This window comes from Psychrobacter sp. DWR1-2-3 (assembly GCF_049896465.1).
Taxonomy (GTDB): Bacteria; Pseudomonadota; Gammaproteobacteria; order Pseudomonadales; family Moraxellaceae; genus Psychrobacter; species Psychrobacter maritimus.
On sequence record NZ_JAFCUJ010000002.1, the window covers coordinates 92036 to 106803 of the forward strand.

Annotated in this window: 13 protein-coding genes; 5 read left to right on the forward strand and 8 right to left on the reverse strand. The window is 42.3% G+C overall.

The features are described from left to right. Positions 1 to 99 precede the first annotated feature (99 nt). Together ACP7AA_RS03645 and ACP7AA_RS03650 are read left to right on the forward strand one after the other, a co-directional pair. Positions 100 to 1356 carry an alanine racemase gene (locus ACP7AA_RS03645; RefSeq protein ID WP_426222694.1) on the forward strand — a complete coding sequence of 419 codons (1257 nt, stop codon included), beginning with the start codon at positions 100 to 102 and terminating at the stop codon, positions 1354 to 1356. Beyond that, complete coding sequence (locus tag ACP7AA_RS03650) at positions 1344 to 2675, forward strand: D-arabinono-1,4-lactone oxidase (RefSeq protein WP_426222695.1); 1332 nt, start codon at positions 1344 to 1346, stop codon at positions 2673 to 2675. The genes ACP7AA_RS03645 and ACP7AA_RS03650 overlap by 13 nt, the downstream gene beginning before the upstream one ends. Positions 2676 to 2768: 93 nt before the next feature. Here ACP7AA_RS03650 and ACP7AA_RS03655 read toward each other — a convergent pair whose 3' ends face one another. The 5 genes from ACP7AA_RS03655 to ACP7AA_RS03675 form a co-directional block, all read right to left on the reverse strand. After that, a complete protein-coding gene (locus ACP7AA_RS03655) occupies positions 2769 to 3404 on the reverse strand; it encodes a glutathione S-transferase family protein (RefSeq protein WP_426222696.1) in 636 nt (211 codons plus the stop codon). Positions 3405 to 3433: 29 nt separating this feature from the next. After that, complete coding sequence (locus tag ACP7AA_RS03660) at positions 3434 to 4111, reverse strand: type 1 glutamine amidotransferase domain-containing protein (protein ID WP_201565821.1); 678 nt, start codon at positions 4109 to 4111, stop codon at positions 3434 to 3436. A gap of 280 nt (positions 4112 to 4391) precedes the next feature. Continuing rightward, a complete protein-coding gene (locus ACP7AA_RS03665; protein ID WP_426222697.1) occupies positions 4392 to 5453 on the reverse strand; it encodes an NADP-dependent oxidoreductase in 1062 nt (353 codons plus the stop codon). 131 nt (positions 5454 to 5584) lie between these two features. After that, positions 5585 to 6814: an iron-containing alcohol dehydrogenase gene (locus ACP7AA_RS03670; RefSeq protein WP_426222698.1), complete on the reverse strand. Its 1230-nt coding sequence runs from the start codon at positions 6812 to 6814 to the stop codon at positions 5585 to 5587. Positions 6815 to 7261: 447 nt separating this feature from the next. Continuing rightward, the gene (locus ACP7AA_RS03675) at positions 7262 to 7864 is read right to left on the reverse strand and encodes a TetR/AcrR family transcriptional regulator (RefSeq protein ID WP_201565827.1); all 603 of its coding nucleotides are present in this window, start codon (positions 7862 to 7864) and stop codon (positions 7262 to 7264) included. A gap of 414 nt (positions 7865 to 8278) precedes the next feature. On the opposite strand from ACP7AA_RS03675, the gene ACP7AA_RS03680 reads away from it, so the two are divergent. Next, positions 8279 to 9769, forward strand: a complete 1491-nt coding sequence (locus ACP7AA_RS03680) for an aldehyde dehydrogenase family protein (RefSeq protein WP_426222699.1) — start codon at positions 8279 to 8281, stop codon at positions 9767 to 9769. Positions 9770 to 9912: 143 nt separating this feature from the next. On the opposite strand, the gene ACP7AA_RS03685 is transcribed toward ACP7AA_RS03680, so the two are convergent. Further along, complete coding sequence (locus ACP7AA_RS03685) at positions 9913 to 10143, reverse strand: hypothetical protein (protein WP_201565831.1); 231 nt, start codon at positions 10141 to 10143, stop codon at positions 9913 to 9915. A gap of 395 nt (positions 10144 to 10538) precedes the next feature. Between ACP7AA_RS03685 and ACP7AA_RS03690 the strand changes: the two genes are divergently transcribed. Together ACP7AA_RS03690 and ACP7AA_RS03695 are read left to right on the forward strand one after the other, a co-directional pair. Continuing rightward, complete coding sequence (locus ACP7AA_RS03690; protein WP_426222700.1) at positions 10539 to 11792, forward strand: NnrS family protein; 1254 nt, start codon at positions 10539 to 10541, stop codon at positions 11790 to 11792. 160 nt (positions 11793 to 11952) lie between these two features. Continuing rightward, positions 11953 to 12525 (forward strand): Rrf2 family transcriptional regulator, encoded by a 573-nt coding sequence (locus ACP7AA_RS03695; RefSeq protein WP_426222701.1) that lies wholly within the window; start codon positions 11953 to 11955, stop codon positions 12523 to 12525. 249 nt (positions 12526 to 12774) lie between these two features. On the opposite strand, the gene ACP7AA_RS03700 is transcribed toward ACP7AA_RS03695, so the two are convergent. Together ACP7AA_RS03700 and ACP7AA_RS03705 are read right to left on the reverse strand one after the other, a co-directional pair. After that, positions 12775 to 13521, reverse strand: a complete 747-nt coding sequence (locus ACP7AA_RS03700) for a hypothetical protein (protein WP_426222702.1) — start codon at positions 13519 to 13521, stop codon at positions 12775 to 12777. A 195-nt stretch (positions 13522 to 13716) separates the two neighbouring features. Continuing rightward, positions 13717 to 14733 (reverse strand): dienelactone hydrolase family protein, encoded by a 1017-nt coding sequence (locus ACP7AA_RS03705; RefSeq protein ID WP_426222703.1) that lies wholly within the window; start codon positions 14731 to 14733, stop codon positions 13717 to 13719. Positions 14734 to 14768: the final 35 nt, after the last annotated feature.

Sequence of the window (14768 nt, forward strand, 5' to 3'; positions counted from 1 at the left end):
TCAAACTATGGTGCTGATTTATGCTCTTTTATAGAGTCATAATGACAGAATAATAAAAGACACAGGGCTGTGTTTAATCGTCGTTACAAGGAAAGTAAAATGGATTTTGCCCACATTATTGCGCCAAAAACCCCGAGTGCGTGGCTTGATATGGACGCGCTTGATCATAATATTGCGCTCGTCAACCAAAAAACCCAAGCCGTTAAATTGCGCTTGGCGACTAAGTCTATTCGTTCTCTCGATGTTCTGCGCTATATCAAAGACAATTCTCCTCACTTTATCGGTCTGATGTCCTATGCTGCCGATGAGTCACTGTATTTGTTAGAAAATGGCTTTGATAATATTCTCTGCGCTTATCCAACTCTTGATATGGCGAGCGTCGCGGCAACGTTTGACTATACCAAACAGGGCGCGACCATGATTTGGATGGTTGATCGCCCTGAGCATGTTGATGTACTTAATGAAGTCGGCAAAATTCATGATGTTGTTATTAATATTTGTCTCGATATCAATATGTCGATGCCGCTGCCAAAGCTATATTTTGGTACTAAGCGCTCGGCATTGATGAGCATAAAAGGCGTTAAAAAACTCCTAAAGCATATCAAAAAATGCCGCCATATTAATGTCAGTGCGGCAATGGGTTATGAGGCACAAATCGCTGGTTTGCCTGAGCATTTACCGGGTAAAGCCTTATTGTCGCCAGCCATCCGCTTATTAAAAATTCGCTCACAAAAACAAGTTAGTAAACGTCGCTGCTCAATCGTTGAATATCTCAATAAACAAGGTTATACCTTGAAGCTCGTCAACGGCGGCGGTAGCGGCAGTATGGATTTTACTTCAAGCCAGCCTGAAGTGAGCGAGATAACCGTGGGTTCTGCGTATTATAAACCGGCTTATTTCGATTATATGGATAGCATGCATGAGTTTCAGCCAGCCGCTGGATTTGTGCTGCCCGTGACGCGTCAACCTGAAAAAAATGTCATTACTTGTCATAGCGGTGGATTTATTGCCTCAGGTGCGGCAGGCGCGGACAAAGCGCCTGTGATACATTATCCCGAATATCTATCCTTATTAAACGATGAAGGCTTTGGCGAAGTACAAACGCCGATGGCCATCTCTAAAGCTAAAAAAGATGGCAACACACCTCGTCTTAGTATCGGTGATGTGGTTTGGTGCCGCCATGCAAAGGCAGGCGAGCTGTGTGAGCATTTTAATGAGCTTATTTGTTATCGACAGTCTGCTCAATCTACAACAGATGGTTTTGCAAGAAGCGAAGGAACGCGTCCAATAATAAATACAAAAACCAAAAACCAAGTAATGACAACCTACCGAGGAGAGGGCAAATGTTTTCATTAAGGCTGTGGCAAGGAAGCAATGAATGGCAAAATTGGGTCGGTTATGAACGTGCTACACCTGAGCAAAAACTTACTCCCTCATCGGTTGCAGAACTGCAAGATATTGTAAAAAACGCCCGGGCAAATAAAAAGCGTGTTAGAGTCACGGGTGCGGCGCATTCGTTTAGTGGTTGCGCGAAACCTGAAGAAATTGCCGTCAGTTTGCATAATATGCGCGGTCTTATCTCGGTGGATAAAGAAGCGAAGCTTGCTACTTTACATGCTGGCACCTATTTATATGAAATTGGCGCCGCCCTTAAAGAACATGGTTTAGCGTTAGAAAATATGGGCGATGTGCAAGCGCAAACTATCGCTGGTGCTGCCAGTACGGCGACCCATGGCACAGGAATTACTTTAGGCTCCATTGCCAATCAAGTAGTGACATGGGAGTGGGTCGATGGCAAAGGAGAAGTACATACCCATCATCGCGGCGATCCAAAAACCGATGAGTTGGGTAATGCCTTGCATGCGAGCCTTGGTATGCTTGGTATTTTTACCAAATTAACCCTTAGAGTAGTCGACCTATACGGGCTTAAAGAAGCCAATGAGGTGTTAGGTTTTGAAGAAGGATTGGCGCGCTTTCATGAAACGGCGCATAGCCATCGTCATTTAGAATGGTTTTTATTTCCCGGTACCAATAAAATTCAGCAAAAGACGCTGTCGGTGATAGCACCCAAAGCCATGACGGGTACGCAAAAGCTTAAAGACCATTTTGATAGCGTTGTTACCCTTAACGGCGCTTTTTATGTGCTGTGTGAGCTGGCTCGTATGAAGCCGTCGCTAACCCAAAAGGTGAGTGAAATCTCCGCAAACTCTATCCCTAATACCAAGCGTGAAGGTTATAGCTATGAGGTGTTTCCGACACCGCGTGGCGTCAAGTTCAATGAGTCTGAGTACTTTATTAAGCTATCTGATTTTGATGAATGTATCTCGGAGGTCAATCATATTTTATTAAAAGACAATAAAGGCTCGCACTTTCCCATCGAAGTGCGCACGCATAAAGGCGAGACTGGTATGCTCAGTCCCACACAGGGAGAGGATTGCGCGGTATTGTCATTCCATGTCTATAAAGGCATGGACTGTGAGCCGTTATTTAAATGGCTATATGATTATATGAAAAAATGGCAGGGTCGACCGCATTGGGGTAAAGTAAATAAATTGAACCATGTGGAGCTACAAAATCTGTATCCAAAGCTCAATCGCTTTTTAGAGATTCGCCGAGAGTTTGACCCTGATAATGTCTTTATGAATAGCTGGCTTGAGCAAAAATTTTGTATTTAAAGTATTCATAAATAACTCAAGTTTCCATCAGGCCTAAAAAAAACAGCTCTTAAAGAGCTGTTTTTTCATATTAAACAATAAAAATTATTTGGCTTAACGCTTAATCGAGTCATCGTAATTGGCTTCCAAACGCATCGCACGCTGATAGCTATCTATACTCGCCAGTTGTAGCGCATATTGCTTGATATGCATATAGTCTTGTAACGCCCCACGATGCGCGAGCATGATTAAGTCAAATGCCAGCATAAAGTCAGCACCGCTTAATTTGTTGCCGATGATAAATGCTTTGTCTTTGACTTCATAATTTAAATAGCTCAGTACTTTGTGCTTTTCTGCGCTGATATAACCCGCCAAGAATTCATTATCGCCAACGCCTGCCTTAGTGGTAAACAGCTCAAGCAGTAGCGGTAACATAAGCGAGCTTTCAGCAAAGTGAATCCACTGCAAGTAATGACCATACTCTGCACTATCGGTAGCAGGGCGCAGGCGCTCGGGGGCAAAACGCTCAATCAACATCTCGATAATCGCCCCTGATTCAGCATAAAGCTCGCCATCCATCTCAATAACCGGAGACTTACCGAGGGGATGGATTGCTTTTAGACTGTCTGGTGCTAGATGCGTTTTGGTATCACGCTGATGGCTAATCAGCTCATAAGGTTGCCCCAATTCTTCTAATAGCCATAGCGTACGCAGTGAGCGCGATTGATTAAGATGATGTAAGCGAATCATGATATTAGCCTTTTTACGATATTTTTATATTATGCTTGCAGCTTAGCAAGTAAACGTTTAGCGGCTTCTTCTGATGACGCTGGGTTTTGACCGGTAATCAATAGGCCGTCTTCAACGACATACGATTCCCAATCCGCGCCTTTTTCATAGTGACCGCCATTGGCTTTTAATACGTCTTCCAATAAGAAAGGTACGACGTCAGTCAGGCCAACACCTTCTTCTTCAGTATTGGTAAAGCCAGTGACCTTTTTACCTTTGACCAAATACTCGCCATCGATTTTGACGTTTTTAAGCGCGGCAGGAGAGTGGCAAACAAAGGCAACAGGCTTGTCTTGCTTAACAAAGGTTTCAATTAACTCGATAGAGTTTTTATCAACTGCCAAATCCCACAATGGACCATGACCACCTGGATAAAAGACGGAGTCAAAGTCTTCAGCTTTTACTTCAGCAAGTTTTTTGGTATTGGCAAGACGCTCTTGAGCTTCAGAGTCTTCTTTAAAACGTTTGGTATCTTTGGTTTGTGCATCTGGTGTATCACTACTAGGGTCAAGAGGTGGTTGACCGCCAGCAGGAGAGGCTAGAGTAACATTGACGCCAGCATCCAAAAAGGCATAGTAAGGGGCGGCAAATTCTTCTAGCCAAAAGCCAGTTTTTTTGCCTGTATCACCCAATTTATCGTGTGAGGTTAGTACCATTAAAATATTCATAATTGTCCTTATTTATTATTTGTATTGTTTGCTAGGTTTTAATACTAATTTAATACCAAGTTCAGATATGTCGCAGCCAGCTTTGCTAAAGCTATGCAAAGACTATAACTATGCAAAGACTATGATAAAGCTATCTTTGCTAAAAACTGGCTGCTAACAGTATTAATGTTTTAAGCATTATTTTCAGTAGCTGTCTTAACGTATTATGTTGTTAAGTGGTTATCTGAAAGTTATTTAAAACTGGCTACTTTATACCTTTATATAAGTCGCTTGATATGAACTACTGAACGTCAGCAACTTTAACCACGGTTTTACCGAAGTTTTTACCCTCTAGCATATCAAAGAAAGTTTGTGGTGCTTGTGCTAAGCCATCCACGATATGCTCTTTGGTTTTGACTTTACCTGATTCAACCCATTCGCCCATGGTTTTTAAGAATTCTGGGAAATGGTCGCCGTATTCTTCAAAGATGATAAAGCCTTTGATGGTCAGGCGCTGACTGAGAATATGACCCATCAACATACCTAGGCGGTCTTTGCCATCAGGAAGCTCGGTGGCGTTGTATTGCGACACCAAGCCGCACACTGGAATACGCGCATGGGCATTTAATAGTGGCAATACGCCATCGAATACCTTACCACCGACGTTTTCATAATAGATATCAATACCATCTGGGCAAGCGTTTTTAAGCTGTTCGGCAAAGTCGTCCGCTTTATGGTCAATACAGACATCAAAGCCTAGTTCTTCGACCGCATAGGCGCATTTTTCAGCACCGCCTGCAACACCGACCGTACGTAAGCCTAAATGATTACCGACTTGTCCAACCGTTGCGCCTACAGGACCAGTTGCTGCTGCGACGACTAAGGTTTCGCCTTTTTTTGGTTTACCGATATCGGTTAAACCCATATAACCGGTGAAACCTGGCATACCGAGGACACCAAGACCATAAGAAGGATTGGACATATTTTTATCAAGTTTTAGCACGCCTTCGCCATCACTGACGCTATAATCCTGCCAACCTGAGTTTGATACGACCAAATCACCAACGGCGAATTTATCGATATTAGACTCGACAACTTGTGCAACCGTGCCACCTAGCATGACATCGCCAACTTCTAATGGGTCAGCATAGCTTTTAGAAGCACTCATACGTCCGCGCATATACGGGTCAAGTGACATATATACCGTGCGTAGTAGCATTTGCTTGTCGTTAGGAGTAGGAATGTCGCTAGTAGTTAGCTCGAAATTATCGCTGGTTGGCGCGCCATTAGGACGGCTGGCAAGTTTGATTTGACGGTTTTGTTTTTGGTTTTGTTGGGCATTAAAATTATTATCAAAGCTCATATTAAAGCTCCTTATTCTAGTTATTGGTTGTAGTTATTCATTTTCGTTTTAAGATTTTAAAGTCAGTAGCCATACCGATGTGGAGGGCTACCGATTGTTGTGACAATAAAAAATTATAAGTTTTTTGACGATTAAGCTTTACTGGTAACGGCGCGTTCTAAAATGCGGCGTGATACAGCTAAGTCATTTTTGCCATGTTCACCCAGTTTCACCATTTTGTGCGCTTCAAGTTGCTTGATGATAGGGTTAATCGCCGACTTATCTAACTCTGCATCTTCTAAGCTCACTGGCAGTCCAAGCTCGCGGAAGAAGTTCTCAGTATGCACAATAGCAGTTTCGATGATGGTGTCATCGTCTAGTTGTGTACCGGTATCGTTATTATTGATACCCCAAACGTTACGCGCATACTGAAGCAGTTTGTCTTTTTTGCTGTCTTTAAGCTCGCGCAATACTGATGGCAGTACAATCGTTAGCGTACGGGCATGGTCAATTGCATGCAGTGAGGTCAGTTCATGACCAATCATATGCGTCGTCCAATCTTGCGGTACACCGGTACCAATCAGACCATTCAACGCCATGGTTGCTGTCCACATGATGTTTTTACGCGTTTCTAAATTCTCTGGATCTGCTTTGACTGCTGCGCCTTCTTCAATCAGAATTTTAAGCAAGCTCTCAGAAAAGGTGTCTTGAACTTTCGCATTAACCGGATAGGTAAGGTACTGCTCCATCACATGGACAAAAGCATCCGCAACACCGTTCATTACTTGGCGCTCAGGTAAGGTTAAGGTTTTAGCAGGGTCTAAAATTGAGAATTTAGGGAAGGCAAGTGGGTTACCAAACGGTAGTTTTGCTTGGCGTTCGCTATAGTTAATCACGCCGCCTGAGTTCATCTCAGAACCTGTCGCTGGAATGGTCAGAACCGCGCCCAAATCAATGGCTGAATCGATATTTTTGCAATAACTGGTCAGCGCCTCCCATGCTTTTTCGCGAGAAACTGTACCATCGGTGCTGCCATCTTCAGTTAATGAAGAGATAAGCGCGATAAATTTACTGCCATCAATGACTGAACCGCCACCAACTGCTAGTAAGAAATCAATATTATGCTCGTTCACCATATCAGCGGCTTTTAGCAAGGTGGTGAATTCTGGGTTGGCTTCAATACCACCAAACTCAAATACTTCACGTTTGCCATTTGCTGCTAGCGCATTCTTTACTTCATCTAACGTACCAGTACGCTGCGCTGAACCGCCACCATAAGTGATTAGCACGCGTGCCTCTGTTGGCACGAGCTCTGATAGTTGTTTGATTTGACCTTCGCCAAAGACGATACGGACGGGATTGTAATATTGAAAGTTATTCATAATATTCCTAGTTTCTAATGATAAAGAGATAAGTTGTGATGTAAGTGCTAATGAATGACGTCTGTTATATCGGATATGCGTCATAGCGATTATTGCCATCTGTGCGCATTGTACATGAATTAGACCGGTCGTCTAGTTATTTTTATTAATTTTACAAAACTATCGTATAACTGAAAGTTATCGGTATTTTATTGATAATTGCTTATTGGCGATTGAAAACCCTCAATCAGCGTTATACGTTAGTGCTAACAGTTGAGTATTAATGAGAAGGTATTAACGAGAAGGTATTAATGGCTAGGTTGCTAGGGTTAAGGGAGTAGTTAATAAGCTAAGGCGGTAGCTACTAGCTCAGCATTAACAACCTAGATAGATGGTAGCGATATCAAGTTTATTGATATCGGTTTTAGGGTACTGATTTTATTAGCATTAATTTTATTTACACAGCGTTTATCGACCAAGCTGCGAGGTGGTCATCAGCCAAACTTCTGCTAATGGCGTATCGGTTTGACTGATCTTAGCGACTAAACTGGCACCCAACCACGCAAAGTACCAACGCTTGGCCATACTTTCGGCGGCGATATTGTCAGGGTGAGGTATAGAACCATCTGCCCAACCTGCTTTTATTTGCACAGCAATCCAGTTGATGGTTTGTTGATAACCGGCATACAGGGCTTTACGCATGGTCTCTGAGATATCAGCCACTTCTGCGCTGAGCTTTACTACCAAGCATTTCTCATGGTCACAGCCCTTTTGCTGGGTGTCATACCAGTTTTGAAAATAGTTATAAATCTTTTGTTGTGCACTGATTTTTTCAGCAGTAATCGCCTCGAGGCGATTTTTATAGTTGTCAAAATAGTGCTCGATGATGGCTTCACCAAAGGCTTCTTTTGATGCAAAGTAATGATAAAAGGAGCCTTTTGGCACACCAGCGGTGTCAAGTATTTGTTTGATACCGACTGCGGTAAAACCTTTTTGCGCAATGAGTTGATAGCCGATGGCTAACAGGTGCGCTCTGGTATCTGATGGAGCAGTGGTTGTAATAGCGGACATGAAGAGGATGTTCTCCTTAGATCTTTATGTGGTTACGTCATTAAATGGTGATGTCGTTAAATTAAGTGAGATAAAGCAGGGCTTCAAAGGTACTTTTTTAATCGAAAGAAAAATAATAATTTTGAGTGTTACGTTTTTTCAACAATACTTAGTGATAAATGATTCTTATTTTTATGCTGACTATGTTAGCATTAGACCAGTCGTCTAGCAAGTTACGTTTGTTATCGATGGTTAACGGCAAATGGTTATTTTACACTATCGTTTCATAAAACCATCATTTCCCAACATAACCATTGCACATAACTGTTTTGCAGTGTCCCTATTCCAAATGTAGCAGCTCGATGCTTTAATTAACTAAGCGTTTTAATGAACCAAACGTTTTAAATAACAAACATAAAATAAATAAGGATTATTATGTCAACCGATACTAAGAATACTCAGCAGAGCGTATATAGCGATTTTCATTTGCAGTATATAGCAGGCTCATGGCAACAGGGCAAAGACGATAGCGTCAATACTGATGTCAATCCATATAATGGTGACACGCTGGTCGAGATTAAACAGGCGACGAAAGAACAGCTTGATGAAGCTTACAAAGCAGCAAATGCGGCACAAAAACAATGGGCACAAAAGACGCCAGCTGAGCGTGCCAGTTTAATGTATAACGTCGTTAATGTCTTAGATCAGCGTCAAGACGAAATTGTCGATTGGCTCATTAAGGAATCGGGCAGTACGCGTATCAAAGCAATGGTAGAGTTCGGTAGTGCGCGTGCAATTACCCTTGAAGCGGCCAGTTTCCCTAATCGTGTCCATGGTGAAATTCGCGCCTCAAACACCCCCGGTAAAGAAAATTTCGTCTACCGTGAGCCAATCGGTGTCGTAGCCGTTATTAGCCCATGGAACTTTCCGCTACATCTTACTCAACGTTCTATCGCGCCTGCATTAGCCCTTGGTAACGCGGTCGTGCTTAAGCCTGCAAGTGATACACCGATTACCGGTGGTTTATTGTTAGCAAAAATATTCGAAGAAGCGGGTCTGCCAAAAGGACTGCTTAACGTCGTCGTCGGTGCTGGTAGTGAGATTGGTGATGCCATCGTCACTCATGATATCCCAAGCTTTGTCTCCTTTACCGGTTCAACCTCAGTCGGCAAACATATTGGCGAATTGGCCAATGGTGGCGACTACATCAAGCAAGTTGCGCTTGAGCTCGGCGGTAATAGCCCATTTGTGGTATTAAAGGACGCCGATATTGAGCAAGCGGTAAAAGCCGCCGCCTTTGGTAAGTTCCTGCATCAAGGTCAAATCTGTCTCGCTATCAACCGTATTATCGTTGAAGACGAGATTTATGATGATTTTGTTGAGCGCTTCTTAGCTCATGTTAAAACCTTAAACGTCGGTGATCCGAACAAGCAAGATACGGCAGTCGGTCCAATCATTAATGAAAAACAAGTCAAGTCACTGAAAGAAAAAATTGCTAAAGCACAGGAAGAAGGTGCAAAAATGATTTTGAGTGGTGAGATTGAAGGTCAGGTAGTACCACCGCATATCTTTACTGAAGTCACTCGTGAGATGGATTTGTCACGTAATGAGGTGTTCGGACCATTGGTCGGGATTATTCGTGCCAAAGATGAAGAGGATGCGTTATCGATAGCCAATGACTCCATGTATGGTCTATCTAGTGCGGTATTTACAGCAGATATGCAAAAAGGTCTGCGCTTTGCTCGCGGTATCAGAGCGGGCATGACCCATATTAATGATATCTCAGTCAACGATGAAAGCAACATGCCATTTGGCGGTGAGAAAAACTCAGGTATTGGTCGCTTTAATGGTGAGTGGATACTAGAAGAATTTACCAGAACGCATTGGATATCAATGCAAAACGAACCGCGTCAATATCCGTTTTAATCAGTGCATGCTAATCAACGCATTATGGATAAACGTACTTAGATATAGTTAGATAAATATTTCGATATAAAAAAAGACCGCCTGAATGGTGGTCTTTTTTTCTTATTTACACGCAATGATTCTAAAGTTTTATAGTTCTAATGTTATTTAGAATGAAAGCCTAGTAATGCTTCAATCTCTTCGATAGTCATATGTCGAACCAATGCTTGCTCTTCTACTGTCAGACGGTTGGTATGTTCTTTTATCATTGTATGGATGCTACGAGAGATCTCAGATGTCGTTGCATAATACATTTGCGGCTGTTCTTTGGTCAGCAGGGTCAAAAATCTATTAACGATTTTACGTTTTTCAATCGGTGCATGCGCTTCTGTCATGACAATCTCCTAAAAGTGAACCATTTATGCAGTCAAATTAACTGTGCTCATTACCTATGATGGTAATGGTGAGGGCAAATATCAAGCTATGTGTGACTTTAGAGTTTTATGCGGCTGTAAATTATAGAAGGTAAGTTATCGAACATCTGTTATCGAGTATAAGCTATCTAATATCAGTTATTAGATACAGATTGGGCTAAGATAAGACTATCCAGTCTAGCGCTTTATATCAATTATAGCTGTATATGATAACTGCTTTAATGAGTCACTACTTGAATGAATCACTACTTGAATAAACCATAGCAGTCATATAGTTTAGGTGGCATTATAATTAACATTCATATAAAATGAATCTTTAAGACATACCTTCTAACTTTTATTATAAGAAGTCTGCTATGCAATCAATTAATCTACCTAGCAAGCCACCAAGCTCGCCGCATCCCATACTCAACTTGAGCTTTCGGATATTTTTTAGCGCAGGGGCACTATTTGCCATTATAACCATGGCGTTGTGGGCATTTGTGTTTACCGGCCATACAGATATCGATGCGCAAACGTTGAATCCGCTGTATTGGCATGGTCATGAAATGATTTATGGTTATGCGCTGGCCATTGTGGCGGGATTTTTATTGACCGCAGTTAAGACTTGGACGGGCGTTATGATGCCGCATGGCTACAAGCTGCTCGGTATTTTTGTTTGTTGGTTGCTGGCGCGTTTGGGTTGGGTAGGATTTGGCTTAGGCATCACGATTGCTGGTAGCAGCGCGGCGTTACTATATGCGGCGGCGGTATTTGATTTATTGTTCATCGGCACGATGGCGTTTGTGATTTTCCGTGCAGTATTGCAAGTTAAGCAATATAAGCAAATGGGGATTTTAGCCAAGCTTGCATTATTAACAGTGGGCAATGCTTTGTGCTATTGGGGCATTATCAGCGCCAATATGAATCTGACCAAGGTTGGTGTTTATTTAGGTTTTTATTTGATTATCGGCTTGGTATTGACCATCGGTCGCCGCGTAGTGCCGTTCTTTATTGAGCGTGGTCTAAGTGTGCCAAATGCTCAAGGTGAAACTGAAGCAGTAACGGTACGTAATAATAAAGCGCAGGATATCGCAAGCTTATTGTTCTTCTTTGCCTTTTTTATCACTGATATGTTTTATCCCAATAAATACTTGCTGACCATCAGTGCACTTGGGGTGGCGGTGGTCAACATCGTACGCTTAGTTGGCTGGTATCATCGTGGTATTTGGCAAAAACCGTTACTATGGTCGTTATATATCGCCTTTTTAGGGATGTGTGTGAGCTTCGTATTGTACGCACTGCAGCCATGGTTAGGCTATAATCACAGCATTGCGGTACATGGATTATCGATTTCCGGTATTGGCATGATGACGGTGGCGATGATGGCGCGGGTGTCGCTCGGTCATACGGGGCGCAGTATCCATCAGCCACCCAAAATCGTCAATGCGATGTTCGCGCTTATGGCAGTGGCGTTTGTCAGTCGGGTATTTTTGCCATTAATCGATATGAGTCATTACTTATTATGGATTATGCTGGCACAAAGCGCTTGGATAGCTTGTTTTGCCTTGTTTTGTATCAGTTATTTGCCGATACTGGCACGCCCGCGACCAGATGGTTTATTTGGCTAATAAGGTGTTGAAATGGTTAAAATGCAATTGATTTAAAATTTAAGTCCTTTAAACGTTAAACAGTTTAAAAGCTAAAGCGACTTAAAAAATAGCATTTTAAAACATACCATTATTTCAAATTATAAAGTTAATAGTTATAACAAACATTGGAGTGCAAAAAATGCGACTGACCAACTATAGTGATTATGCGCTGCGCTCATTAATATATTTGGCGACCAAGCCTGAACCGCACCTATTGGCAAATATCAGTGATATTGCCAACAGTTATCACATTTCTAGAAGTCATTTGACCAAGATTATTCATCAGCTCGGGCAACTTGGCTACATAGATAGCGTGCGCGGTAAAAACGGTGGGATTCGCTTGGCGTGTGCGCCAAAAGACATCAATTTGGGTGTGTTAATCAAACAGATTGAGCCTGATTTTAATTTGGTTGAATGTTTTTCGACCGATTTATTAATTAATCCTAAGCCTGATAGCTCTTTTAATGGTAATGATGATAATGCGGTTGCCAAAGATTTGTCTTTGACGCTGATTGATGAGGAAGCAAGTGCGGGGGTCAAGTCAGGTTGTATTATTAGTCCTGTCTGTCAGCTAAAACAGGTATTCTTTGAAGCATTGACCGCTTTTATTAACGTCCTTGAGCGTTATACATTGGCAGATATTATCAGTAATGAGGCAGAGCTTGCGGAGTTATTGTTTTATAGAAATGGCCTAACTAACTTTGTAAAATAGAAGCTTTATATAGTCAGTTCAAAATAAAAGCGCTACGTTATAGCTATGTGCGACTGGTATAATTTTTCCTTGCTTGCCGTGCGCCTTGCACTCCAGAGGCTTCGAAAAATTCATCCCAGTCGCACTGTATCAATTTTAAAGTGATTCTACTATATATAAAATCGCCACAAAAAAAGGCTGCCCCGCTAGTAATAGTATGGGCAGCCTTTTTTATTATCAATTTTTAAAGCATCTAAGCAATCTAAGCGTTTAAGCATTTTTAAGCTTAGGACGGGCTTTATCAATGGCTTTTAATAAGGCTTTTTCAAACTCACCCTCTTTAAACTTCACTAAATAAGAATGCGCGGCACAGAAGTTACGTACCTCGCGCCATTCGTGCGCCAGATTGGTCGCCCAGTCGCAATACTGCTGGCCAGCATTAGGCTCATCTTTTAGTGCTTTTTTGGTGGTGGGGTGCAATAACAGTTCCGGTAGCACCGCTTCTAGTAATTTGGTTGGTGGACTCATAAAGGTGTCATCGACGTGCAAGCTTTTACTGGCAGGATGGAATACCAACAGCGAGCCTGCATGAATCATCTCATTGGGCGAGATATAATGAATACCTTCTGACATAGAAAACTTCAGCTCAGGGTAGCGCTTGGCGACCGCATCACTTTCGACCAAATCGTCTGCCCATTGTACGGCAGGGATTTTTTTATGATGACGGCTACTGCCATAAAAAGTTGCTTGCGGGAAATCCTTTGCCATTTGTGCGCAGTGGACAGTATGAAAGGGGTGGACATTGAGGACCGCTTCGACATCTTGCCCATTATTGGTTAAGGCCATTACCTCATCGCGTACGTCGCCGGTGAGCTCATAGCTGTCTAAAAATATAAAGCGACCTGAGGCTAATTTTACAAGCGAGCACTGAGTGCCTATATTTAGCACCCCGCCTAAGCGAAACGTGCCACGAATATTCCAAAATCCTGCACCCAAATCATGTATTTTATCGGTCATTGATACTTTTCCTTAATCGTTATTTTATGAGTTTTTTAATTATTAGTAATAGCAATGAATTATGCATAGTTTTTGATTATGATTTTTTGAGCATGCAAAGTCTGTAAGCAAAAGGATATCAGCACTATAAATATGTAAGTTTGAAAAAGATAAAGCAGAAAAAGTATTAAATGCAAGGCGATTTAAGAGCATCGCTTATCCACAATCTTTATAATCGTAAGCCGATATACGGGGGCTGTTGCCATAATTTTCATTGTTGCATAAAAATTTATCGAAGCGAGTATCACCATTGATGTAGCGATGCATCCAAGCAATACCTGGTTTACTGAGTAATATCTCGTTAAAGCGATAGCTTGGACAAAAGTGGCTGCCATTTTTTATCTCAATCTTCATTTTTGCGCCAGCAGCATTATTATAAAACGGACTGCTGTACTTTTTATTAGAGGCAATGCGGTCATTTTGACAGGTAATAAATAAAGCAGGCGTGTCCATGTTGCCGTAGTCTTTATCATGATAGGGCGTTTGCGGAATAATGACCCGAATGTCACTGCGCTTGGTCGCTAATTGCAGCGCGCCACCACCGCCCATTGACCAGCCGATAGCGCCCAAACGTGTGCTATCTATTTGCGCACCCACCGTACTATCGCTAAGAATATGATCGAGGGCGGCGCTCAACTGCGTCGCACGGCTATCGGGGTCATCATAAATAGAGTTGGTATCGATAGTAATCACCACAAATCCCCAAGATGCCAGACGTGGCCCCCACCATTTAATAGAGGCTTCATAAGACACATAACCGGGAATCACCGCGATACCGCCTAACAGACCGCAGTCACCAGCATTGGTTGGATAATGAATGGTTCCGCCGCCGAAGCCATTGGCTAGTTGCCGAGGAACAGATTTAGTTGCCACCGTAAAAGGACCATTATCGCGCGTAGCTGACAGCTCAGCCGCGGTAATGACACTGTCAGGAATACAGTTTGAGGTAGGCGATGTTGATGTTGTCGTGGTTAAAGGTATTTTAGTTGCGGGCACTTCTGTTAAAGGTATTTTGGTTGCTAAGGTAGTTGGTAAGGTAATGGTTGATTGCTCTTTAATTGAAAGGGTTTCAAGTGAGTCTATTGGTTGTGCTGCGACTGCTGCCATATTCACAGAAATAATCAGTATGCCGGTTAGGGTAATCAATCTTGGATAAATAGCGTTGCTTAACATGATAAAGGGTCTATTATTTGAGGTCTTTTTGTATG